This is a genomic window from Streptomyces sp. NPDC056231 (genome assembly GCF_048270745.1).
Classification (GTDB): Bacteria; Actinomycetota; Actinomycetes; order Streptomycetales; family Streptomycetaceae; genus Streptomyces.
Map to the genome: position 1 here is coordinate 1 of NZ_JBLVKW010000079.1, position 21,132 is coordinate 21,132.

General features: G+C 70.1%; 19 protein-coding genes and 1 pseudogene. 10 read left to right on the top strand and 10 right to left on the bottom strand.

The genetic code is table 11. The annotated features are described in order from the left end of the window. Positions 1-109: 109 nt before the first annotated feature. From tyrS to ACNPQM_RS36190, 3 genes are read right to left on the bottom strand one after another with little or no spacing between them, the layout of a single operon-like run. Positions 110-1,378, bottom strand: a complete 1,269-nt coding sequence (gene tyrS, locus ACNPQM_RS36180) for a tyrosine--tRNA ligase (protein WP_418087289.1) — start codon at positions 1,376-1,378, stop codon at positions 110-112. A gap of 54 nt (positions 1,379-1,432) precedes the next feature. Next, positions 1,433-2,827 carry a metallopeptidase TldD-related protein gene (locus ACNPQM_RS36185; protein ID WP_358863183.1) on the bottom strand — a complete coding sequence of 465 codons (1,395 nt, stop codon included), beginning with the start codon at positions 2,825-2,827 and terminating at the stop codon, positions 1,433-1,435. Further along, positions 2,824-4,347, bottom strand: a complete 1,524-nt coding sequence (locus ACNPQM_RS36190) for a TldD/PmbA family protein (RefSeq protein WP_358863182.1) — start codon at positions 4,345-4,347, stop codon at positions 2,824-2,826. Before ACNPQM_RS36190 ends, ACNPQM_RS36185 begins: the two co-directional genes overlap by 4 nt. Before the next feature lie 505 nt (positions 4,348-4,852). On the opposite strand from ACNPQM_RS36190, the gene fabG reads away from it, so the two are divergent. From fabG to ACNPQM_RS36205, 3 genes are all read left to right on the top strand, one after another. Next, positions 4,853-5,572 (top strand): 3-oxoacyl-[acyl-carrier-protein] reductase, encoded by a 720-nt coding sequence (gene fabG / locus ACNPQM_RS36195; RefSeq protein ID WP_266987195.1) that lies wholly within the window; start codon positions 4,853-4,855, stop codon positions 5,570-5,572. 5 nt (positions 5,573-5,577) lie between these two features. Beyond that, positions 5,578-6,345, top strand: coding sequence for an enoyl-ACP reductase FabI (gene fabI, locus ACNPQM_RS36200; RefSeq protein ID WP_358863181.1), 768 nt, complete (start codon positions 5,578-5,580; stop codon positions 6,343-6,345). A gap of 166 nt (positions 6,346-6,511) precedes the next feature. Beyond that, on the top strand, positions 6,512-6,880 hold the full coding sequence (locus ACNPQM_RS36205) for a hypothetical protein (RefSeq protein ID WP_418087290.1): 369 nt from the start codon (positions 6,512-6,514) through the stop codon (positions 6,878-6,880). A 15-nt stretch (positions 6,881-6,895) separates the two neighbouring features. Here ACNPQM_RS36205 and ACNPQM_RS36210 read toward each other — a convergent pair whose 3' ends face one another. Beyond that, positions 6,896-7,570 (bottom strand): FadR/GntR family transcriptional regulator, encoded by a 675-nt coding sequence (locus ACNPQM_RS36210; RefSeq protein ID WP_418087291.1) that lies wholly within the window; start codon positions 7,568-7,570, stop codon positions 6,896-6,898. Between the two features lie 120 nt (positions 7,571-7,690). Between ACNPQM_RS36210 and ACNPQM_RS36215 the strand changes: the two genes are divergently transcribed. The 4 genes from ACNPQM_RS36215 (at position 7,691) to ACNPQM_RS36230 (ending at position 10,093) form a co-directional block, all read left to right on the top strand. Next, positions 7,691-8,989 (top strand): CynX/NimT family MFS transporter, encoded by a 1,299-nt coding sequence (locus ACNPQM_RS36215; protein ID WP_418087292.1) that lies wholly within the window; start codon positions 7,691-7,693, stop codon positions 8,987-8,989. 17 nt (positions 8,990-9,006) lie between these two features. Further along, positions 9,007-9,123 (top strand): SGM_5486 family transporter-associated protein, encoded by a 117-nt coding sequence (locus tag ACNPQM_RS36220; protein ID WP_358862210.1) that lies wholly within the window; start codon positions 9,007-9,009, stop codon positions 9,121-9,123. A gap of 170 nt (positions 9,124-9,293) precedes the next feature. Next, positions 9,294-9,500, top strand: coding sequence for a hypothetical protein (locus ACNPQM_RS36225; protein WP_418087293.1), 207 nt, complete (start codon positions 9,294-9,296; stop codon positions 9,498-9,500). A 74-nt stretch (positions 9,501-9,574) separates the two neighbouring features. Then, on the top strand, positions 9,575-10,093 hold the full coding sequence (locus ACNPQM_RS36230) for a SixA phosphatase family protein (protein ID WP_358862208.1): 519 nt from the start codon (positions 9,575-9,577) through the stop codon (positions 10,091-10,093). Positions 10,094-10,169: 76 nt separating this feature from the next. Here the strand turns inward: ACNPQM_RS36230 and serB are convergent, their stop codons facing one another. Continuing rightward, complete coding sequence (gene serB, locus ACNPQM_RS36235; RefSeq protein ID WP_418087294.1) at positions 10,170-11,432, bottom strand: phosphoserine phosphatase SerB; 1,263 nt, start codon at positions 11,430-11,432, stop codon at positions 10,170-10,172. Between the two features lie 268 nt (positions 11,433-11,700). Beyond that, on the bottom strand, positions 11,701-13,323 hold the full coding sequence (locus ACNPQM_RS36240; RefSeq protein WP_418087295.1) for a streptophobe family protein: 1,623 nt from the start codon (positions 13,321-13,323) through the stop codon (positions 11,701-11,703). Between the two features lie 244 nt (positions 13,324-13,567). Here ACNPQM_RS36240 and ACNPQM_RS36245 point away from each other — a divergent pair, with 244 nt between their 5' ends. Next, positions 13,568-16,114 carry an FHA domain-containing protein gene (locus ACNPQM_RS36245; protein WP_418087296.1) on the top strand — a complete coding sequence of 849 codons (2,547 nt, stop codon included), beginning with the start codon at positions 13,568-13,570 and terminating at the stop codon, positions 16,112-16,114. Between the two features lie 92 nt (positions 16,115-16,206). Here the strand turns inward: ACNPQM_RS36245 and ACNPQM_RS36250 are convergent, their stop codons facing one another. The 4 genes and pseudogenes from ACNPQM_RS36250 to ACNPQM_RS36265 all read right to left on the bottom strand — a co-directional run bounded on the left by ACNPQM_RS36250 (position 16,207) and on the right by ACNPQM_RS36265 (position 19,039). Next, complete coding sequence (locus ACNPQM_RS36250) at positions 16,207-16,959, bottom strand: transglycosylase SLT domain-containing protein (protein ID WP_418087297.1); 753 nt, start codon at positions 16,957-16,959, stop codon at positions 16,207-16,209. 270 nt (positions 16,960-17,229) lie between these two features. Beyond that, positions 17,230-17,760, bottom strand: a pseudogene (locus ACNPQM_RS36255) (S-adenosylmethionine:tRNA ribosyltransferase-isomerase); the annotation flags it as partial. Next, positions 17,673-18,326 carry an S-adenosylmethionine:tRNA ribosyltransferase-isomerase gene (locus ACNPQM_RS36260; RefSeq protein ID WP_418087298.1) on the bottom strand — a complete coding sequence of 218 codons (654 nt, stop codon included), beginning with the start codon at positions 18,324-18,326 and terminating at the stop codon, positions 17,673-17,675. The pseudogene ACNPQM_RS36255 and the gene ACNPQM_RS36260, both read right to left, overlap by 88 nt. A 14-nt stretch (positions 18,327-18,340) precedes the next feature. Then, a complete protein-coding gene (locus tag ACNPQM_RS36265) occupies positions 18,341-19,039 on the bottom strand; it encodes an SDR family NAD(P)-dependent oxidoreductase (protein WP_418087299.1) in 699 nt (232 codons plus the stop codon). A 181-nt stretch (positions 19,040-19,220) separates the two neighbouring features. Here ACNPQM_RS36265 and ACNPQM_RS36270 point away from each other — a divergent pair, with 181 nt between their 5' ends. Together ACNPQM_RS36270 and ACNPQM_RS36275 are read left to right on the top strand one after the other, a co-directional pair. Continuing rightward, the gene (locus ACNPQM_RS36270; RefSeq protein ID WP_418087300.1) at positions 19,221-20,366 is read left to right on the top strand and encodes a GAF domain-containing sensor histidine kinase; all 1,146 of its coding nucleotides are present in this window, start codon (positions 19,221-19,223) and stop codon (positions 20,364-20,366) included. Beyond that, positions 20,359-21,003 carry a response regulator transcription factor gene (locus tag ACNPQM_RS36275; RefSeq protein ID WP_358862201.1) on the top strand — a complete coding sequence of 215 codons (645 nt, stop codon included), beginning with the start codon at positions 20,359-20,361 and terminating at the stop codon, positions 21,001-21,003. Before ACNPQM_RS36270 ends, ACNPQM_RS36275 begins: the two co-directional genes overlap by 8 nt. Positions 21,004-21,132: the final 129 nt, after the last annotated feature.

Consider the following 21,132-nt stretch of genomic DNA (forward strand, 5'->3'; position numbering starts at 1 on the left):
CCCCCCCCCCCCCCCCCCCCCGCCGGGGCCCCCCCCCCGCCCCGCCCCCCCGGCCGGCGGCCCCCCCCCCTGGGCGGCGCCCCCCCCCCAACTGCGCGTCCGTTTCCGGTCAGCCGGCGATGACCTCGATGGCCGCGAGGTTCTTCTTGCCCCGGCGCAGCACCAGCCAGCGTCCGTGCAGCAGTTCCTCACGGGCCGGTGCGGCCTCGCCGTCCGCGACCTTGACGTTGTTCACGTAGGCCCCGCCCTCCTTGACCGTGCGGCGGGCTCCCGACTTGCTCGGCGCCAGTCCGACCTCGACCAGGAGGTCCACCAGCGGGCCGAGCTCGGTGACCTGCGCGTGCGGCACCTCGGAGAGCGCGGCGCTCAGCGTCGCCTCGTCCAGCTCGCCCAGCTCACCCTGGCCGAAGAGTGCCTTCGACGCCGCGACGACCGCCGCGCACTGCTCGGCGCCGTGCACCAGCGTCGTCAGCTCCTCCGCCAGCGCGCGCTGCGCCGTCCGGGCCTGCGGGCGCTCCTGGGTGAGCTGCTCCAGCTCCTCCAGCTCGGTACGGCTCCTGAAGCTGAGGATCCGCATGTACAGCGAGATGTCCCGGTCGTCCACGTTCAGCCAGAACTGGTAGAACGCGTACGGCGTCGTCATCTCCGGGTCCAGCCAGACGGCCCCACTCTCGGACTTGCCGAACTTGGTCCCGTCCGCCTTCACCATCAACGGGGTGGCCAGCGCGTGCACCTCGGCGCCCGGCTCCAGGCGGTGGATCAGGTCGATACCCGCGGTAAGGTTGCCCCACTGGTCGCTGCCGCCCTGCTGCAGCGTGCAGCCGTACCGTCGGTACAGCTCCAGGAAGTCCATGCCCTGCAGCAGCTGGTAGCTGAACTCCGTGTAGCTGATGCCCTCCTGCGACTCCAGCCGGCGGGCGACCGAGTCCTTGGTGAGCATCTTGTTGACCCGGAAGTGCTTGCCGATGTCCCGCAGGAACTCGATCGCGGACATGCCCGCGGTCCAGTCCAGGTTGTTGACCATGACCGCCGCGTTCTCGCCCTCGAAGGACAGGAACGGCTCGATCTGGGACCGCAGCCGCGACACCCAGTTGGCGACCGTCTCCGGGTCGTTCAGCGTGCGCTCGGCGGTCGGCCTCGGGTCACCGATCTGACCGGTGGCCCCGCCCACCAGGGCGAGCGGCCGCAGCCCGGCCTGCTGGAGCCGGCGCATGGTGAGCACCTGCACCAGATGGCCGACGTGCAGACTTGCCGCAGTGGGGTCGTAGCCGCAATAGAACGTGACGGGACCGTCCGCGAGCGCCTTACGCAATGCGTCCTCGTCAGTGGACTGGGCGAACAGCCCGCGCCACTTCAGCTCGTCGACGATGTCCGTCACGGTCGTTTCTCTCCTTGCACGGTTTCGATTGATTCCGCGGCCAGTCTATGGCGGTCACACGCCGAGGCTGACCGAGCTCATGTTGAAGTCCGGGATCCGCAGCGCCGGCATCGCGGCCCGGGTGAACCAGTCGCCCCACTCGCGCGGTAGCGTCTTCTCGGTGCGGCCGGCCTCGGAAGCCCGGGAGAGCAGGTCCACGGGCGACTCGTTGAACCGGAAGTTGTTCACCTCGCCGACCACCTCGCCGTCCTCCACGAGATACACCCCGTCGCGGGTCAGCCCGGTCAGCAGCAGCGTCGCCGGGTCGACCTCCCGGATGTACCAGAGGCAGGTCAGCAGCAGAGCACGGCCGGTCGTCGCCGCGACCATCTCGTCGAGCGACCGCTCACCGCCACCGTCGAGCACCAGGTTGTCGATCGCGGGGGCGACCGGCAGCCCGGTCAGCCCCGCCGTGTGCCGGGTGGTGGTCAGACGGTCCAGCCGGCCGTCGTGAATCCAGTCGGTCCTCGACAGCGGCAGACCGTTGTCGAAGACCGAAGCCCCGTCGCCCGACGCATGGGCGATCACGAACGGCGCCGACTCGAGCCCCGGCGCGTTCGGGTCGCTGCACAGCGTGAGCGGCAGCTCGGACAGCTTCTCGCCGAGCCGGGTACCGCCACCCGGCTTCGAGAAGACCGTCCGGCCCTCGGCGGCGTCCCGGGCCGTCGACGACCACAGCTGATAGATCAGCAGATCGGCCACGGCGGTCGGCGGCAGCAGCGTCTCGTACCGACCGGCGGGCAGCTCGATACGGCGCTCGGCCCAGCCGAGCCGCTGCGCCAACTCCGCGTCCAGCTCGGCCGGGTCGACATCCTTGAAGTCCCTGGTGGCACGGCCTGCCCACGCGGAACGCGACCGGTCGGGCGACTTGGCGTTCAGCTCCAGCGTGCCGTTTGGCTGGTCGTGGCGCAGCCGCAGCCCGGTCGACGTGCCCAGATACGTCGAGGTCAGCTGGTGGTGCGCGAAGCCGTACAGCTCACGGCCGCCGGCCCGGGCGCGGGCGAAGGCGTCACCGAGCGACGGCGCGAACTCCGCGAACACGTCGGAACCCGTCTCCGCCGGCGCATCCGTGAAATCGGGCGATGACGGCACACCGGTGATCAGCGGCTGCGCGTCCTCGGCCGGACCTGCGCCACGCGCGGCCGCCTCGGCGGCCCGGACCAGCGGTTCCAGGTCCTCGGCGGTGACGGCGGACCGCGACACGACTCCGGACGCGGCCCCCTCGGCACCGTCGACGGTCGCGATGACGGTCAGGGTCCGCCCCCGGGTCACCCCGTTCGTGGTGAGCGCGTTGCCCGCCCAGCGCAGATTGGCGGAGGACTCCTCGTCGGCGATGACGACACAGCCGTCGGCGGTGGACAGTTCGAGCGCGCGCTCGACGATCTCGTACGGCTTGCTGATGCGGCTCATCGGCCCGCCTCCTGCGTCGTGTTGAGGATGTTCACGCCTCGGAAGAGGGCGGAGGGGCAGCCGTGCGAGACGGCCGCGACCTGGCCCGGCTGGGCCTTGCCGCAATTGAAGGCGCCGCCCAGGACGTACGTCTGCGGGCCGCCGACCTTCTCCATCGAGCCCCAGAAGTCCGTCGTCGTCGCCTGGTACGCGACGTCGCGCAGCTGTCCGGCCAGCTTGCCGTTCTCGATGCGGAAGAACCGCTGCCCGGTGAACTGGAAGTTGTAGCGCTGCATGTCGATCGACCAGGACCGGTCGCCGACCACAAAGATGCCGCGCTCCACCCCGCCGATCAGATCCTCGGTGGACAGGCCGCCCGGGTCCGGCTGCAGCGACACGTTCGCCATCCGCTGCACGGGGACATGGCTCGGCGAGTCCGCGTACGCGCACCCGTTGGACCGGCCGAGCCCCGTCAGCTTCGCGATCCGTCGGTCCAGCTGGTAGCCGACCAGCGTCCCGTCCTTGATCAGGTCCCAGGACTGGCTCTCGACCCCCTCGTCGTCGTACCCGATGGTCGCGAGTCCGTGCTCGGCGGTCCGGTCGCCCGTCACGTTCATCACGGGGGAGCCGTACGTCAGCTTGCCCAGCTGGTCGAAGGTGGCGAACGAGGTCCCTGCGTACGCCGCCTCGTACCCCAGCGCCCGGTCCAGCTCGGTGGCATGGCCGATCGACTCATGGATCGTCAGCCAGAGATTCGACGGGTCGACCACCAGGTCGTACGTCCCCGCCTCGACGCTAGGAGCCCGCATCTTCTCCGCGAGCAGCCCCGGGATCCGCTCCAACTCGGAATCCCAGTCCCAGCCGGTTCCGGTGAGGTACTCCCAGCCGCGCCCCACCGGAGGGGCGATGGTCCGCATCGAGTCGAACTCACCCGTCGTGCCGTCCACGGCGACCGCGGTGAACTGCGGGTGCAGCCGGACCCGCTGCTGGGTGGTGACGGTGCCCGCCGTGTCCGCGTAGAACTTGTTCTCGTGGACGGTCATCAGCGAGGCGTCCACATGCGCGACGCCCTCGGCCCCCAGGAGCCGGCTGCTCCACTCGGCGAGCAGCCCCGCCTTCTCCTCGTCCGGTACGGAGAACGGGTCGATCTCGTACGCCGACACCCAGGTCCGCTCACCGTGCACCGGCTCGTCCGCCAGCTCCACGCGCTCGTCCGAGCCCGCCGCCGCGATCACCTTCGCCGAGAGCTTCGCCATGGCGACCGCCTGGGACGCCACCTTCGCCGCGGCGTCCATGGTCAGATCCACCCCGGACGCGAACCCCCACGCCCCGCCGTGCACCACCCGCACCGCGTACCCGAGATCGGTGGTGTCCGAGGTCCCCGAGGGCCGGGCGTCCCGCAGCCGCCAGGATGCGCTGCGCACCCGCTCGAAGCGGAAGTCCGCATGTGTGGCGCCCAGCGCGCGGGCCCGGGCGAGCGCCGCGTCGGCGAGGGCCCGCAGCGGCAGGGCCAGAAACCCCTGATCGATGGCATGGGCCATGTGCGGCCTCCCCTTTTCGCTCACGTCGTTGAATCCACCAGACGGAAGTGAAGCACGGCCGTACGCGTCTCGCCGGGGAATTCGGCGTGGGTGCGAAACGAGGACTCCTCGCAGGTTCGGAGTGCCCGCGGCCGGGCTCGGATTCGCTCACATCAGAACGGCGCCGACGACATCGCCCAGCTCGTCGTGCCGGAGCCGGCCGGGAACGCCGTCCGGGCGGGCGGGGATCATGCGCCCCAGGTCTCCGGGGCCCATGTCACGAGCGCGCTCGTCACCGGCGGAGCCTGTGCTCCCTGCCCACGTACGACAAGCGGATACTGGAGACGCCGGGGGAAGAGGACCTGTCCGTGTACGCGCCCGGACTGGTGGAACGAGGTTGGACCGCTGCCGACTGTAGGAACCCCACAGTGCCTCGTGGAAGCCACTGTCAGGGGCCGAGTCCTTGGAAGGCGCACGGTACCGATAGGTTTTCGAGGTACCAGACCGCTATCGAAAGGGTGATCCGTTGAGCCGCTCGGTTCTCGTCACCGGAGGAAACCGGGGCATCGGCCTCGCCATCGCCCGCGCTTTCGCCGACAACGGCGACAAGGTCGCGATCACGTACCGCTCGGGCGAGCCGCCCCAGATCCTCACCGAAGCGGGGGTCCTGGCCGTCCGGTGCGACATCACCGACGCCGAGCAGGTGGAGCAGGCATACAAGGAGATCGAGGAGAAGCACGGTCCGGTCGAGGTACTGGTGGCCAACGCCGGTATCACCAAGGACCAGTTGCTGATGCGGATGTCCGAGGAGGACTTCACGTCCGTACTCGACACCAACCTCACCGGCACCTTCCGGGTCGTCAAGCGTGCCAACCGCGGCATGCTGCGCGCCAAGAAGGGCCGTGTCGTCCTCATCTCCTCCGTCGTCGGCCTTCTCGGCTCGGCGGGGCAGGCCAACTACGCCGCGTCCAAGGCCGGCCTGGTCGGCTTCGCCCGGTCGCTGGCGCGTGAGCTCGGCTCGCGGAACATCACTTTCAACGTCGTCGCGCCCGGTTTTGTCGACACCGACATGACCCAGGCGCTCACCGAGGAGCAGCGCAAGGGCATCGTCGCCCAGGTGCCGCTGGCCCGTTACGCGCAGCCCGAGGAGATCGCCGCCGCGGTGCGCTTCCTCGCCTCCGACGACGCGTCGTACATCACTGGAGCCGTCATCCCCGTTGACGGCGGATTGGGCATGGGTCACTGACCACCATGATCGGAATTCTCGACGGCAAGCGCATCCTCATCACCGGTGTGCTGATGGAGTCGTCCATCGCTTTCCACACTGCCAAGGTGGCCCAGGAGCAGGGTGCCGAAGTCATCCTGACGGCCTTCCCCCGGCCCACGCTGACGGAGCGCATCGCCAAGAAGCTGCCCAAGCCCGCCAAGGTCATCGAGCTGGACGTGACCAACACCGAGCACCTGGACCGGCTCGAAGGCCTGGTCCGTGAGGAGCTCGGTTCGCTGGACGGCGTCGTCCACTCCATCGGCTTCGCGCCGCAGGACGCGCTCGGCGGCAACTTCCTGAACACCCCGTTCGAGTCGGTCTCGACCGCGATGCACGTCTCGGCGTTCTCGCTGAAGTCGCTCGCCATGGCCTGCAAGCCGCTGATGAGCGAGGGCGGCTCGATCGTCGGCCTCACCTTCGACGCACAGTTCGCCTGGCCGCAGTACGACTGGATGGGCCCGGCCAAGGCGGCGCTGGAGGCCACCTCCCGCTACCTCGCCCGTGACCTGGGCAAGGACAACATCCGCTGCAACCTGATCTCCGCCGGGCCGATCGGCTCGATGGCCGCCAAGTCCATCCCGGGCTTCTCGGAGCTCGCGGACGTGTGGAACACCCGCTCCCCGCTGTCCTGGGACATGGCCGACCCGGAGCCGGCCGGCCGCGGTGTCGTCGCCCTGCTCTCGGACTTCTTCCCGAAAACCACGGGTGAGATCATCCACGTCGATGGTGGCGTGCACATGATGGGCGCCTGACCTCGTACGACCCGGCACGAACCGGCCGCGTACCACCTCCGAGCGGGTGGTGCGCGGCCGGCGTGCATCTGCGCCCGGTTTCCCTCCGCTCAAGTCGAAAAGGCGGTCGTTCCACCGCAGAATGTGGTGGAACCGGACTTTTGGTCAGGCTGCGGAGGTGATCGCTGTGCGCCCCACACGTCGCCGAACCTGGGCCCTGCTTGCGGCCTCGGCCGTCGCCGTCGCAGTGGCCGCCCTCATAGGCATATCCGTCGTGGGGCGGACGGGCGCCGGAGCGTCCGCACCAGCCGGGCCCACCCCGGACCCCTCCGGCGCCGAATGCCGTACGACGGTCCAGGGCTCCCAGGTGGTCGCCTACTGCCACAACCCGTACCCCTCCATCGACCGGGTGCAGCTGCACACCGAATGCGGCCGCTGGTGGGACATAGACGCGGACGGCATACCCGTCGACATCGCTCCCGGACAGACGGTGCGGCTCGACGACCGCTGCTGGAAGGAAGTCGCCTCCGCCTGGGTCACCCACCGACGGATATAGATCCATCCCTCCGGGTCATCCCCGTTCCACCAGACAGCTCAGTGCGTGGCTCGCCGCCTCGGCGGCCGCGGTCTCCGCGTCACCTGCCCGGATCGCCTCGACCAGTCGCCCATGGTCCATATGGTTCTCCGGCCGCAGTTCGTGCCCGATATCGACCCGCAGATAGTCGCGCAGCAGATCCCCCAGATCGGCATAGAGACCCGTCAGTACGTCATTGTGCGAGGCGGCGACCACGGCCAGATGCAGCGTGGCATCCGCCGCCACGAACGCCTCCGCGTCCCCCGCGGCCCAGGTCTCCTCGCGGCGCACCATGAGCGCGTCCAGCTGCTTCAGATCGCGCTCGGTGCGCCGGACGGCCGCCAGCCGGGCCGCGGAAGACTCCAGCGTCGAGCGCAGCTCGGCGACATGGCGCGGGTCGGCGGAGGCGAAACGGCGGTGCATCACCCCGGCCAGCTCGCTGGTGGCGACGACATAGGTGCCTGACCCCTGACGGATGTCCAGCAGCCCGTTGTGTGCGAGCGCACGCACCGCCTCGCGGACGGTGTTGCGGGCCACCCCCAGCTGCTCGACCAGCTCGGGTTCGGTCGGAATCCGTGAACCGACGGGCCACTCGCCCGAGGTGATCTGATTCCTCAGCTGGGTAATCACCTGGTCGGCGAGTGCCGAACGTCGCGGAGACGTCAGCGCCATGATGCTCCTTGCTCGGTTCCCTGGGTCTGCGGATTCTCGGGTCTGCGGGTTTCCCGAAGGTTCCCGAAGGTTCTCAGACGATTGGACAATCAATCATCCCATGATTCTATGATGGGTCCCATGTCCGATGACGAGACCCCGCACCAGCACCAGCCCCTGACCCTGAACAGGCACACCACCACGGCGAACGTCCCCCTGGACGCCCCGGCTCCGCCGGCCGCCACAGGTCCCGCCCCCTGGCTCCTCCGCCTGGTCGCCGTCGGTCTCGTCCTCACCGCGCTCAATCTCCGCCCCGCCATCACCAGCCTCGGCGCCCTTCTCGAAGAGGTACGGGACGGGCTGCACATGAGCGGCAGCGTCGCCGGTGTCCTCACCTCCGTACCGCCGCTCTGCTTCGCCGTCTTCGGCATCATGGCGCCGCGCCTCGCCCGTCGCTTCGGCCCCGGTGCGGTCGTCTGCGCCGGCATGGCCGCCATCACGGCCGGACTGCTGATCCGGCCCCTCGTCGGTTCCACGGCCGGTTTCCTCGCCGCCAGCGCCCTCGCGCTCATGGGCATCGCCGTCAGCAATGTCCTGATGCCGGTGATCGTCAAGCGCTGGTTCCCGGACCGGGTCGGCTCCATGACCGGGCTCTACTCCATGGCGCTGGCCCTCGGCACCTCACTCGCCGCGGCCGTCACCGTGCCCATGACCAGTGCGCTCGGCGGCAGTTGGAAGGCCGGTCTGGGGATCTGGGCCGTGCTCGGAGCGGCGGCGATCCTGCCCTGGATCCCGCTGGTACGGGACCGGCGCGGCACCCGGGGGCAGCCCGCCGTCCAGCAGCACCAGGACACCCCTGTCCTGCGGATCACCCGTTCCCGCACCGCCTGGGCCCTCGCCTGCTTCTTCGGCCTCCAGGCCACGGCCGCGTACATCACCATGGGCTGGATGCCGCAGATCTTCCGCGACGCGGGGGTCTCCGCCGGTACGGCGGGGGTGCTGCTCGCCGTGACCATGGCCATGGGTGTGCCGCTCGCCTTCGTCATCCCGCGGGCCGCCGCCCGGATGCGGAACCAGGGCCCGATCGTCGTCGTGCTCGGCACCTGCGGACTCATCGGCTACGCCGGTCTCTACCTCGCACCGGCGGGCGGCGCCTGGGCCTGGGCGCTCCTCCTCGGCATAGCCAACTGCGCCTTCCCGCTCGCCCTCACCATGATCGGCATGCGGTCCCGGAGCGGCGCCGGAGTGGTCCGGCTGTCGGCATTCGCCCAGTCCACCGGCTATCTGATCTCGATCCCCGGCCCGCTGCTGGTCGGCGTGCTCTACCAGCACAGCGGCGGCTGGGGGCTGCCGATCGCGCTGATGGCGGGCCTCATGGTGCCGCAGATGGCGGCGGGAATTCTGGCTGGGAGGGACCGGACGATCGAGGACGAAAGCTGAGATGCGAGACTGGTCCCATGCCAGTGCTTGAGCCGAATCCCCAGAACGGCCAGAAGAAGCTTCTCCTCGTGCTCGGAGCCATGCTCCTGATCACGGTGATCATCGGAGTGATCGCTTCGATCGCCTCTCCCTGACGCCTGCCCGAGGGGTCGCGCCCCGACGCCCCCGCCGGGGACGGTGGGGCTAGCACCACCATCCCCTAGGGGGACAGGGTCAGGGTGAAGTGGGTGGATCACCGGATGGGACGGGCGCCGTCGGATCCGTAGGTTTCAGGTATCAGAACCGATGACCCACGGAGGCGGACATGTCGGCCCCTACGTACACCCGATCCCCCCGCTCCGCGTCGGCCGGCGTCGAGGTCCGGCTGCCGTGGTGGGCCATCGCGCTCCCCGCGGTGGCGTTCGCCGCCCTCCTGCTGATGATGGTGGGATCCGGCCAGGCGCATGCGGCGACGGACGACCCGGCGATCGGTCAGTTGCTTCAGCGAATCGTGGACCTGCTGGCCCGCTGAGGGCGTTCAGAGGTGGCGAGGGAGCCCCTCAACTCCCTGCGACGGGCGGAACATTTCATGCGAAGCTGAGGTGTATGAGCGTCGATACACCTCGCAGGATCGTCCTTCTCAGACATGCAAAGGCGGAATGGTCGCAGGACTCCGACCATGAGCGGCCGCTCGCGGAGCGTGGCCGTAAGGATGCGCCGGTGGCAGGCCGCAAACTCGTCGATTCCGGCATCGTCGTCGATCTGGCCCTCTGCTCGACCGCCGCCAGGACGCGCGAGACCTGGAAGCTGGCGGTGCACGAGATGCCACAGCGTCCCAGGACCGTGTACGAGGAGCGGCTCTACGAGGCCTCGCTCGGCGAGCTGATCGCCCTGCTCAACGAGACTCCCGACGAGGTCCGGAACCTGCTCGTCATCGGCCACAACCCCGGGATGCACGCTCTCGCCGACGCCCTGTCCTCAACGGCGGAGGGCGACACCCTGGCCCGGATGGCCCGTGGCGGATTCCCGACCGCCGCGTTCGCCGTCGTCGAGTTCTCCGGTTCCTGGAAGGGCGTGGAGCATGGTGTGGGCAAGCTGATCGAGTACTGGACGCCGAACGACTGATCGCGACGTCGTACGCGGATGGGCCCGGCACGGGTGAAGTGCCGGGCCCATCCGCGTACCCGGAGCGGTGGATCGGTCAGACGAGACCGTCGGCCGCCTCGACCTCTTCACGGGTGATCCCGAGCAGATACAACACGGTGTCCAGGAACGGCACGTTCACCGCGGTGTGCGCCGCCTCGCGGACGACCGGCTTGGCGTTGAAGGCGACCCCGAGACCGGCCGTGTTCAGCATGTCCAGGTCATTCGCTCCGTCACCGATCGCGACGGTCTGCGCCAGCGGCACCCCGGCCTGCTCGGCGAAACTGCGCAGCAGCCGGGCCTTGCCCGCCCGGTCCACGACGTCGCCGACGACCCGTCCGGTGAGCTTGCCGTCAACCACTTCCAGAGTGTTGGCAGAGGCGAAGTCGAGCCCGAGCCGTTCCTTCAGATCGTCCGTGACCTGGGTGAACCCGCCGGAGACGACGCCCACTTGATAGCCGAGCCGCTTCAGCGTGCGGATCAGCGTGCGCGCACCGGGGGTCAGTCGCACCTCGGCGCGCACCTTCTCCACCACCGATACATCGAGCCCCGCCAGCAGCGCCACCCGCGCGTGCAGCGACTGCTCGAAGTCGAGCTCGCCACGCATCGCCTGCTCGGTCACCTCGGCGACCTTGTCCTCACAGCCTGCGTGCGCCGCGAACAGCTCGATGACCTCGTCCTGGATCAGCGTCGAGTCGACATCCATGACGACCAGCCGCTGCGCCCGGCGGCTCAGCCCGGCGGAGACGACCGCCACATCGACGCCGATGCCGGCGGCCTCGGTCGCCAGCGCGGTCCGCAGCTCCGCGGTTCCGGTGCCGGACACGGCGAACTCGACGGCCGTGACCGGGTATTTCGCCAGCCGGAAGACCCGGTCGATGTTGCCGCCGGTCGACGTGATCGTGGCCGCTATGGCGGCGGTCGACTCGGCGGTCAGCGGGTGTCCGAGCACCGTCACATGGGAGCGCCCGGATCCACGCGGCCGGTTGTCACCGGTACCGGAGATGATCTCGGCCTGCAGCTTCAGCGACTCGGCCCAGCTGTGCACGGTCGCCCGCAGGTCGCCCTCGGTGGTACCGCCCGCGGTGGGGGTGGTGACCAGTGCGCACAGAACGATGCGGCCACGGGTGACGACCTGCTCGATGTCGACGACATCGACCGCATAGGCGGCGAGCGTGTCGAAGAGCCCGGCGGTGATTCCCGGACGATCCTTCCCGAAGATCTTCACGAGAAGGGTGGGGGTGTCGGTGCCCTGACGGGACTCAGGGGCCTCAGAGGGCTCGGGAGACGGGGAGGACTGAGGGTACTCAGATGCGCTCATGGTGTTCCCACCGTATCGGTCCCCCGCACGCCCTCGAACCCCCGTCCCGCGGACCGGACAGCGGAAACGGTCGCCGGGCGACCGGCCCGGCCCCTGTCCACGGCGGGAGTGAGCAGCCCTGCGCGGCGCGTGTTCGATGCGGTGGGACATTCAGGCCCGTCCGGCGGTCCCGCATGTCCTCGAGGCAGGATGATGCGGCGCTCCGTCCGGTGGGCGCCGTCGGGCCGCACGCGCTCCCGGGTCCGTCCGGCTGTCGCGGACCGTGCGGTCAGCCGGCCTCCGGCGGCCGGCCGGACGGCGGCAACCCTTCCACGTCCCCAGGCCCTGGTCCGGGCCCCGGTGGCGGCACGGCCGGCCGTACGGGCGGACCGATCGGACCCACCACTGTCGGCGCATGGTGAATCCCGTCCCTCGCCGGATCCGGATACGGACGCAGATATGGATTGGTCTCGCCGTGCGACGGCCGGTACACCGGCGACGGCGTGTACGGTCCGGGCCCCCCACCGCCACCGCTGCCACCGTCGGTCGGCCCCGCCTCCGACGGAACCGCCCCCGCCAACCAGGCCACCGCCGCCCCCACCGCACCCGCGCCCGCACCCCAGACCGCACCCAGCAGGGCAGCCGTCCCCGTCCGCCCGTGCAGCTCGATCCCGGCGCCGAACGTGTCGAAGCCCAGCACCGAAAGCGACGCATCCGCGGACACCTGCGTCAGCCACACCAGGAGCGCCAGCGCCGACGCTGTTACGCCTGCGAGCCGCACGGCACACCGCCCCACGAACCCGGCCGCGGTCAGCTCCCCCCGGGGCGTGCGGGTCGCGGCCAGTACCCCCGCGTACAGCATCATCACCACGGCGGCGACCGCCAGCAGCCAGACCCGGCCGTCCAGCCCGGCCAGCCGACCGACCGTCACCGGCTCGTCCGCGGACACCCGTAACAGCTCGTCCAGCGGATCGGGCAGCACCTTGGCCAGCTCACCGGTCGCCCGGCCGTCCCACGGCACGAAGAGGCCGAGCGGCACCCCGAGCCACGCCCCGTTCGGTGCCCCCAGCAGCGCGGCACCCGCGATCCGTTTCGGGTGGGCGTCGCCGATCGCCGCGTACACCGCGGCCGCGCACCCGGCGGCCACCGCGACCAGCAGCACCGACACGACCGCGGAAGCCGCAGGCCGCACCGTCCGGTCCACCCATGCCAGCGCGGACGGCAACGGAGTTCGGCGCGAGGCGAGCAGGGCGATGACCAGCACTCCGAGAACCCAACACGCCCCGCCCGCAAGGGAGCTGGACGAGTCGACGGTGAACCCGACCCGTGCGTGCGCCCGTGCGAGATCCGCCAGCCGGTCCGGCATCAGCCCGATCGGATCACCGAGCCCACCGGGCAGACCACCGCCTCCTCCCGCCCCTGGCACCCCGTCCAGCCCCAGCGCCCCGCCATCGATCGTCGCGACGTCGTGACCCACCCAGGCGAGCCCGCCGAGCACGGCGACGAACATGACCGCCACCGTCCCCGCACGGACCGCGAGTTCGGCACCGGAGAGGACCGCTCCCACCCCGCGCAGCGACCGCAGGAAGAAGAGGGAGAGCAGCAGTGCACCGACCAGCCCCACCCCGAGCGGTGTGACCGCGAGAGCGGTGTGCGCCTCGGCGTCGTCCAGCCCGAACGCCTCGACATTGCCGGACGGAGAGGCCGACCCACCCGCTCCCAGCACCACGACGGCCGCCGTCATCGGTCCCAGCGCCCCTGCCGAGTCGGCTCCGAGCAGATGCAGCCCGAGGGCCGCCGTCCCCGCCATCCCGGCCATCGCCCAGCTGACCGAGGCGACGGACGCCAACACCACGTCGCCCCACGGGATACGCCCCGTACTGCCGCCGCTCCCGTGTGCGTACCCCGCCATCTGGCCCCCCTCAATCAGCGCCGAGATGCCCGGAGTTGACCTGGTCACTCATGATCCGTACGCACTCGTGGGCACTTACTACTCTCCGAGCCTGTTTCTCCCTTGTCAACGGTGCGTCACAGCAGGTCTCGATTCGGCCTTGACCTCGCCCGGCTTTCGTATCGGTGACCGCTCCTGGAATAGTTCGCCACGATGTTCAGCATCCCTAGACTCCCTGTGATGGGGGTCACTCGGGGGACAACTAGTGGGGCGCGGAGTGCCGGAACTCGTACTGGAATTGAATGGAAGGACCTGGACGCTCGATCCGTCCAGGCCGTACACCCTCGGTCGCGATCCACAGGGCGACCTGACGATCGACGACGCCAGGGTTTCGTGGCGGCATGCCACCATCAGCTGGACGGGCCGGAGTTGGTTCATCGAGGACCACGGTTCCACCAACGGCACCTATGTGCAGGGCCGGCGAATCCAGCAGATGGAAATCGGGCCGGGCTCGGCCGTGCACCTGGGCAACGCCACTGACGGGCCGCGGCTGAGCTTCAGCGGTGCCGCCGACGTGTACAGCGGTCAGGGCGTGGGCGCGCAGCAGGCCCCCGTTCAGCAGCCCCAGCAGGGCGGCGCGGGCCGGCCGGGCCAGCAGCCGGACCCCGCAGCGCACCAGCAGCAGGCATGGCAGCAGCAGGGCGCACCGCAGCAGCCTCAGATCCCGCACCAGCAGGGCGCAGCCAGGCCGCCCGCCGCGGGCGGACCCGGTGGTGCCGCGGGGGCTCCGCCGGTCTACGGAGACCGCAGTCCGACGACGTTCCACCAAGTGGCCCTGGACAGGGTCATGCGCATCGGTCGTGCACTGGAGAACGAACTCGTCGTCTCCGACCTCCAGGTCTCGCGCCACCACGCCGAGTTCCACGCGACACCCGACGGCCGCTTCGAGATCCGCGATCTCGGTTCCCACAACGGCACGTACGTCAACGGTCAGCCGCTCCAGAAGTCCGGCTCCGCGCTGATCGGCCCGAACGACATCGTCGGTGTCGGTCACTCGACCTTCCGTCTGGTCGGCGACCGGCTGGAAGAGTTCGTCGACACCGGTGAGGTCTCCTTCTCCGCCCGCCACCTCACGGTGACGGTCGACGGCGGGAAGCAGATCCTCAAGGACGTCTCGTTCGGTGTTCCGGAGAAGTCGCTGATCGCGGTCATCGGCCCCTCGGGTTCCGGCAAGTCCACCCTGCTCAAGGCGCTCACCGGCTATCGGCCCGCCAACCAGGGTGACGTCCTCTACGACAACCGGAACCTGTACAAGCAGTTCGCCGAGCTGCGCCAGCGCATCGGTCTGGTCCCGCAGGACGACATCCTGCACAAGGAACTCACCGTCACCAGGGCCCTCAAGTACGCGGCCAAGCTCCGTTTCCCCGCGGACACCACCGAGGCCGAGCGCCAGTCCCGGATCCACGAGGTCCTCGCCGAGCTCAAGCTCGACATCCACAAGGACAAGAAGGTCACCTCGCTCTCCGGCGGCCAGCGCAAGCGTGTCTCGGTCGCCCTGGAGCTGCTCACCAAGCCGTCGCTGATCTTCCTGGACGAGCCGACCTCCGGACTCGACCCGGGCATGGACCGCGACGTCATGCAGCTGCTGCGCGGTCTCGCCGACGACGGCCGCACGGTCCTCGTCGTCACGCACTCCGTCGCCGAGCTGGCGCTCTGCGACAAGCTGCTCGTCATGGCACCCGGCGGTTCCGTCGCCTACTTCGGTCCGCCGGAGGAGGCGCTCAACTTCTTCGGCTACACGACCTGGGCCGACGTCTTCTCCGCCTTCGAGAACTACCGCGACTACGACTGGGCCGGCCGCTGGCGCGGTTCGCAGCACTACCAGATGTACGCCGCGGACATCGACGCCGTCGCCGCACAGTCCGTACACATGCCGCCCCCCCAGCAGATGCGCCCGCCGAAGCCGCAGGGCTGGGGGACGCAGCTGTGGACGCTGATGCGCAGGTACGTGTCGGTGATCGCGTCCGACAAGGGCTTCATGGGTCTGATGGTGATCCTTCCCGCGGTGCTCGGCGTCGTCAGCGTGGTCATCCCGGCCGACTTCGGCCTGGCCCCGCCGAAGCCGCCGCACCGGTTCAACGGAGATGCCGGAACGATCATGCTGATCCTCGCGGTCGGCATGTGCTTCTCCGGTGCGGCCAACTCCGTACGAGAACTGATCAAGGAACGCGTCATCTACGAACGGGAACGGGCCACCGGCCTCTCCCGCTCCGCTTATCTGATGTCCAAGGTGATCGTCCTCGGCGTGATCACGGCCATCCAGGGCGTCATCATCTGCGGCATCGGCTTCGCCACCCGCGATCTGCCCGAAGAGGGTCTGATCATGCCGCCGGCCGTCGAGCTCTGCGTGACGATCATCGCGCTCGGCTTCACCTCGATGATGTTCGGTCTGGTGATCTCCTCGCTGGTGAAGACCTCCGAGAAGACCATGCCACTGCTGGTCATGTTCGCGATCGTCCAGGTCGTCTTCACCGGCATCCTCTTCCAGGTGTACGGATCGCCCGGCCTGGAGCAGTTCGCCTGGCTGATGCCGTCCCGCTGGGCCATCGCGGGCGCGGGCTCCACGCTCGACCTGGCGCACCTGATGCCGCCGTGGGACCAGAAGAACCCGACCGACCTCGACCCGCTGTGGGATCACACGGCCGGTCAGTGGGGGATGAACATCTCGGTGCTGCTGTTCCTCGGCATCATCTGCGGCTTCGCGGTCGCGCGACTGCTGCGCCGCCATGAGCCCGAGGTCATGCGCAAGTAGACGCGGGCACCGCGCACGCGGACGAAGGGCGGCACCCCGGATCGGGTGCCGCCCTTCGGCGTAAGCGTGTGCGCGGCGCCGTGCCGCGCCGGTCAGTACGCGCTGTTGACGTTGTCGATCGAGCCGTACCGGTCGGCGGCGTAGTTGGCCGCGGCGGTGATGTTGGCGACCGGGTCGTAGATGTTCATCGAGGTACCGGGGACGTGGTACGCGTTGAACGTCGGCTGGATGACCTGCAGCAGGCCCTTGGACGGAATGCCGTTCTGGGCGTTGATGTCCCAGCCGTTGATCGCGTTCGGGTTGCCGGTGGACTCCCGCATGATGTTGCGGTGCAGACCGTCGTACGAACCCGGGATGCCCTTGGCCTTCATGATGGCCAGCGCCTCGGAGATCCAGCCGTCCAGATTGTTGGCGTAGACCGGAGTACGGGCCTCGGAGCGCGTGGTGACCTCGGTGGACCGCTTCGCGGCATCTTCCTTGGCCTGCGCGGCGGCCTCGGCCTTCGCCTTCGCGGCATCTGCCTCGGCCTGGGCCTTCGCCTTGGCGGCGGCCTGCTTCGCCCTGACCGCGTCAGCGGCCTTCACCAGCTGCTCGGCGGTGGAGTGCTGCTCGATGAGGCTGGCCTGGATGACCTTGGCCTGCGGGGCACCGGCGTCGAGGCTGAAGGCCGCCGGAGCGGCGGAAGCGGCCTGCGGCTCGGTCTGCGGCTGGGCCGGAGTCTCGGCGTGGGCCGGGACGAGGGAGAGCGAGAGAGCGGCGACGACGATGGCGGAGACGCCGGCCGCGGAGAGCTTCTGGGTCTTGTTCAGGCAGCGAATACGGCTGGTGATGCTGGACGCGGACATTCAGTCGTACCTCTTCGAATCGCTGGAGTCCTCACGGAGGACGAGACGGAAGCGACAGTTCGCATCTCCGTCGGGGACGAGGGCAATTCTTAGCGGCCGCAAAATCTCGTGGCAAAGGCGTGACGTACGAAGTCGGCTAGTGGATCAGGGGCGCGCTCGAGCGGGACGGTCTGCGCTCACCACCGCCCATGTAGCCCTTAGGCATCCACTAGCCGACTTCGTAAGTGATATGGGTCCTATGCGCGGCCTCACATCGGCCGCGTAACAACTTCACCAATCGTTGCTTCGGCAATTCGGAGCGTGAGGCTCCGGTTCCGGGAGCAGGAGATGCACGTCTCCGAACTCATGCCAGAGGTACCGGTGCCGCAGAGCCTCCGGGTATGCGCACTGCAGCGCGGCCCGCCCCGCGACCGCCGCCAGCATCAGCAGATGCGAGGCCCCGGCTCATGCAGCCCGGTCAGCAGCCCGTCCACTGCCCGCACCCCCGGGCCCGGGCGTCACCACCAGATCCGTCCAGCCCACGGCCGGGCGCGCCACCCCGTCGGCCCCCGCCGCCGACTCCAGGGCCCGTACCGCCGTTGTACCGACCGCGACGACCCGGCCTCCGGCCCCACGGGCCGCGTTCACCAGCCAGGCCGTGGCCGCCGGCACCTCGAAACGCTCCGGATACGGCGGCTCGTGTGCCTCGGCCGACGCCACACCCGTGTGCAGCGTCACCGGGGCGAACTGCACACCCCGTCGCACGAGCTCCGCGACCAGGTCCACCGTGAAGGGCCGTGCGGCACTCGGCATCTCCGCCGAGCCCGAGCCGTCGGCACAGGGCCGCGCGAACACCGTCTGATACGCGGCCAGCGGCTGGTCCGGCTCCGTGTACGCGTAACGGAGGGCCGCCCGTATCCCCGCATCAGCTCCGGGACGTCCAGAGGCCCGCGAACGCGCGCCCACCACAGCCGGTCGCCGGACGGGCACAGCGGCTCCTCCAGCACCAGGCGCGCCCCGCCCGGCAGCCGCACCGACGCCCCCGCCGGGCCGCCCGCCCGCCGCCGGGTGCTGCCCCGGCCGTCAGGGGTGCGCAGCTCCACGGCCCAGCGTCCGTCGTCGCCCCGCGTGGAGAAGTGCACCACCACCAGGGACGCCCCCAGCAGCCCGTCCAGCGCCGCCGCGAGGGTGGCCGAGGTGTTGACCACCAGCACGTCCCCGGCCCGCAGCTGCCCCGCGATCTCACCGAAGGCGTGATGCGAGACCTCCGTGCCCCGCGACACCATCAGGCGCACGTCGTGGCGCCCCGTGCCCCGCTGCTCGGCCGGCACCCGCGCCGACAGCTCCTCCGGCACCTGCAGCCTCTCCAGCACGGCTGCCGACGCCACCTACGCTCCGCACATCACTTTGCCCCCAGCAGTGCCGACGCCGAGTACCGCCCGCTCGCCGGCCGCTCGTCGAGCAGTCGCAAGAAGGCCGGGGCGATCTCCTCCGGCAGCGGTACGCCGGTCAGGTCCTCGTCCGGTTCGGCCGCCGCGAGCATCTCCGTGCGCATGCTGCCCGGGTCCACCCACCACACCCGGAGGTCCGGCTCCTCGACGGCGAGCACCGCGGAGAGCTGGTCGAGCGCCGCCTTCGACGCCCTGTAGCCGCCCCAGGTGCGGTACGCCTCCACCGCCGCGTCCGAACTGATGTCGACGACCGCCCCGGCCGGCGCTTCGCACAGCAGCGGGAGCGCCTCCTGGAGCAGCCCGAGGGGGGCCACCACGTTTGCCTCCAGCACCGCCCGGAACCGGTCGAGCGGGTGGCTGTCCAGCGGCACCAGCGGCTCGACGCCCAGGATCCCCGCGTTGTTCACCAGCAGGTCCAGCCCGCCAAGCTCTTGTGCCGCGGCCACGAGCTCCTTGCGGTGCGCGGCGTCCGTGACATCCCCCGGCAGTGCCACCACGCGCCCGCCGAGCGCTGACAGCTCCCCGGCCGCCTCCGCCAGCACGACCCGCGTCCGCGCGTCCAGGACGAGATACCAGCCCCGCTCCGCCAGTGCCGCCGCGAGCGCGTATCCCAGACCCCGCGAGGCCCCCGTAATGATCGCAACCGGCATGGTGCCCATCCCCTCGAAAGCCAGTGGTTCGACTGCACCCCAACCTAGAGACAGCCTCGCCCGCCCCGCCTCGTGCCCGGGTCCCGCTCGCACAGCGCACTTGGACCTAGGCCCCAAGCCCCGGTCCTGCCCGTCTTCTCGGCCGATACGCGCTGTCGCACCCCGCCGGTACGGTGATCCCATGACCACCGGCCCCCAATCAGGCCTGTCCGCGGTGAGTGCCGCGCTGCTCGCCATGAGCCGGCACCTCGAAGTGCGTGATGTCCTGAAGACCATCGTCGCCTCGGCCCGCGAACTGCTGGACGCCGAGTACGCGGCCCTGGGCGTCCCCGACGACCACGGCGGCTTCGCCCAGTTCGTCGTCGACGGTGTCAGCGACGAGCAATGGAAGGCCATCGGGCCGCTGCCCCGGCAGCACGGCATTCTCGCCGCGATGCTCCACGAGGCGAAGCCGGAGCGCCTCGCCGACGTCCGCCAGGACCCCCGCTTCGAGGGCTGGCCGGCCGCCCACCCGGACATGTCCGACTTCCTCGGCCTGCCCATCAGGGACGGCGACGAGATCATCGGCGCGCTCTTCCTCGCCAACAAGCGCTGCCCCAAACCTCAGGGGAGCTGTGGCTTCACCGCGCAGGACGAAGAGCTGTTGTCGATCCTCGCCCAGCACGCGGCGATCGCCCTCACCAATGCCCGGCTGTACGAGCGCAGCCGCGAGCTCACCATCGCCGAGGAGCGCTCCCGCCTCGCCCACGAGCTGCACGACGCGGTGAGCCAGAAGCTGTTCTCCCTGCGGCTGACGGCCCAGGCAGCCGCCGCCCTCGTCGACCGCGATCCGGCCCGCGCCAAGGGTGAGCTCCAGCAGGTCGCCGCACTGGCCGCGGAGGCAGTGGACGAGCTGCGCGCCGCCGTCGTCGAACTGCGCCCCGCAGCGCTCGACGAGGACGGCCTGATCGCCACGCTCCGCACCCAGGTCCAGGTCCTGGACCGCGCCCACACCGCCAAGGTCACCTTCGAGAGCGCCGGTGTACGAGCCCTGCCCGCCGCTCAGGAGGAGGCGCTGCTCCGGGTCTCCCAGGAGGCCCTGCACAATGCACTGCGCCACTCGGGCGCCGAGCAGGTCTGCGTCACGCTCGCCCGTCGTGGCAGCGGCACGGTGCTGCGGATCATGGACGACGGCAGCGGATTCGAGCCCACGGCGACGCGACAGGCGGGCCGCCATCTGGGTCTGGTGTCGATGCGGGACCGCGCGAGCGGTGTCGGCGGCAGGCTCACCGTTGAATCGGCGCCCGGCAAGGGCACCACGATCGAGATGGAGGTCCCCGGTGGCTGACAAGATCATCAGGGTGCTGCTGGTCGACGACCACCAGGTGGTCCGCCGCGGTCTGCGTACGTTCCTGGAGATCCAGGACGACATAGAGGTCGTCGGCGAGGCGGCCGACGGCGCCGAAGGAGTCGCCCGCTCCGAGGAACTCCGCCCCGACGTGGTGCTGATGGACATCAAGATGCCGGGCACCGACGGCATCGAGGCGCTCCGCAAGCTCCGCGCACTGGACAACCCGGCCAAGGTGCTGATCGTCACCAGCTTCACCGAGCAGCGGACGGTGGTCCCGGCCCTGCGCGCGGGCGCCTCCGGTTACGTGTACAAGGACATCGACCCGGAAGCGCTGGCCGGCGCCATCCGCTCGGTCCATGCGGGCCATGTCCTGCTCCAGCCGGAGGTCGCCGGGGCTCTCCTCGCCCAGGAGGACACAGGCGCCGGGACCGGCCGGGGGAGCACCCTCACCGAACGGGAGCGGGAGGTCCTCGGCCTGATCGCCGACGGCCGCTCCAACCGCGAGATCGCGCGGTCCCTGGTGCTCTCCGAGAAGACCGTCAAGACACACGTCTCGAACATCTTGATGAAGCTGGATCTGGCGGACCGCACCCAGGCTGCGCTCTGGGCCGTCCGCCACGGGGTGGCGGGCTGATCGGCGCCGGAGCGGGACGGTTCCCTCCGGGCTGAGATTCATACTGTCGGGTGTATGTCACCCGTACGGCGCATCCTGTCGGGTCCGAGGGCGTTCTCCATGGCGTGCTGCGGCGGCCGGCCGCAGCGA

What these genes read in the sequence shown, in the direction of transcription:
- ACNPQM_RS36185 (WP_358863183.1), bottom strand. Translation starts at nt 2,827, where the DNA reads ATGAGCCGCATCAGCAAGCCGTACGAGATCGTCGAGCGCGCGCTCGAA.
- ACNPQM_RS36190 (WP_358863182.1), bottom strand. Translation starts at nt 4,347, where the DNA reads ATGGCCCATGCCATCGATCAGGGGTTTCTGGCCCTGCCGCTGCGGGCC.
- fabI (WP_358863181.1), top strand. Translation starts at nt 5,578, where the DNA reads ATGATCGGAATTCTCGACGGCAAGCGCATCCTCATCACCGGTGTGCTG.
- ACNPQM_RS36210 (WP_418087291.1), bottom strand. Translation starts at nt 7,570, where the DNA reads ATGGCGCTGACGTCTCCGCGACGTTCGGCACTCGCCGACCAGGTGATT.
- ACNPQM_RS36215 (WP_418087292.1), top strand. Translation starts at nt 7,691, where the DNA reads ATGTCCGATGACGAGACCCCGCACCAGCACCAGCCCCTGACCCTGAAC.
- ACNPQM_RS36220 (WP_358862210.1), top strand. Translation starts at nt 9,007, where the DNA reads ATGCCAGTGCTTGAGCCGAATCCCCAGAACGGCCAGAAGAAGCTTCTC.
- ACNPQM_RS36225 (WP_418087293.1), top strand. Translation starts at nt 9,294, where the DNA reads ATGTCGGCCCCTACGTACACCCGATCCCCCCGCTCCGCGTCGGCCGGC.
- ACNPQM_RS36230 (WP_358862208.1), top strand. Translation starts at nt 9,575, where the DNA reads ATGAGCGTCGATACACCTCGCAGGATCGTCCTTCTCAGACATGCAAAG.
- serB (WP_418087294.1), bottom strand. Translation starts at nt 11,432, where the DNA reads ATGAGCGCATCTGAGTACCCTCAGTCCTCCCCGTCTCCCGAGCCCTCT.
- ACNPQM_RS36240 (WP_418087295.1), bottom strand. Translation starts at nt 13,323, where the DNA reads ATGGCGGGGTACGCACACGGGAGCGGCGGCAGTACGGGGCGTATCCCG.
- ACNPQM_RS36250 (WP_418087297.1), bottom strand. Translation starts at nt 16,959, where the DNA reads ATGTCCGCGTCCAGCATCACCAGCCGTATTCGCTGCCTGAACAAGACC.
- ACNPQM_RS36265 (WP_418087299.1), bottom strand. Translation starts at nt 19,039, where the DNA reads ATGCCGGTTGCGATCATTACGGGGGCCTCGCGGGGTCTGGGATACGCG.
- ACNPQM_RS36270 (WP_418087300.1), top strand. Translation starts at nt 19,221, where the DNA reads ATGACCACCGGCCCCCAATCAGGCCTGTCCGCGGTGAGTGCCGCGCTG.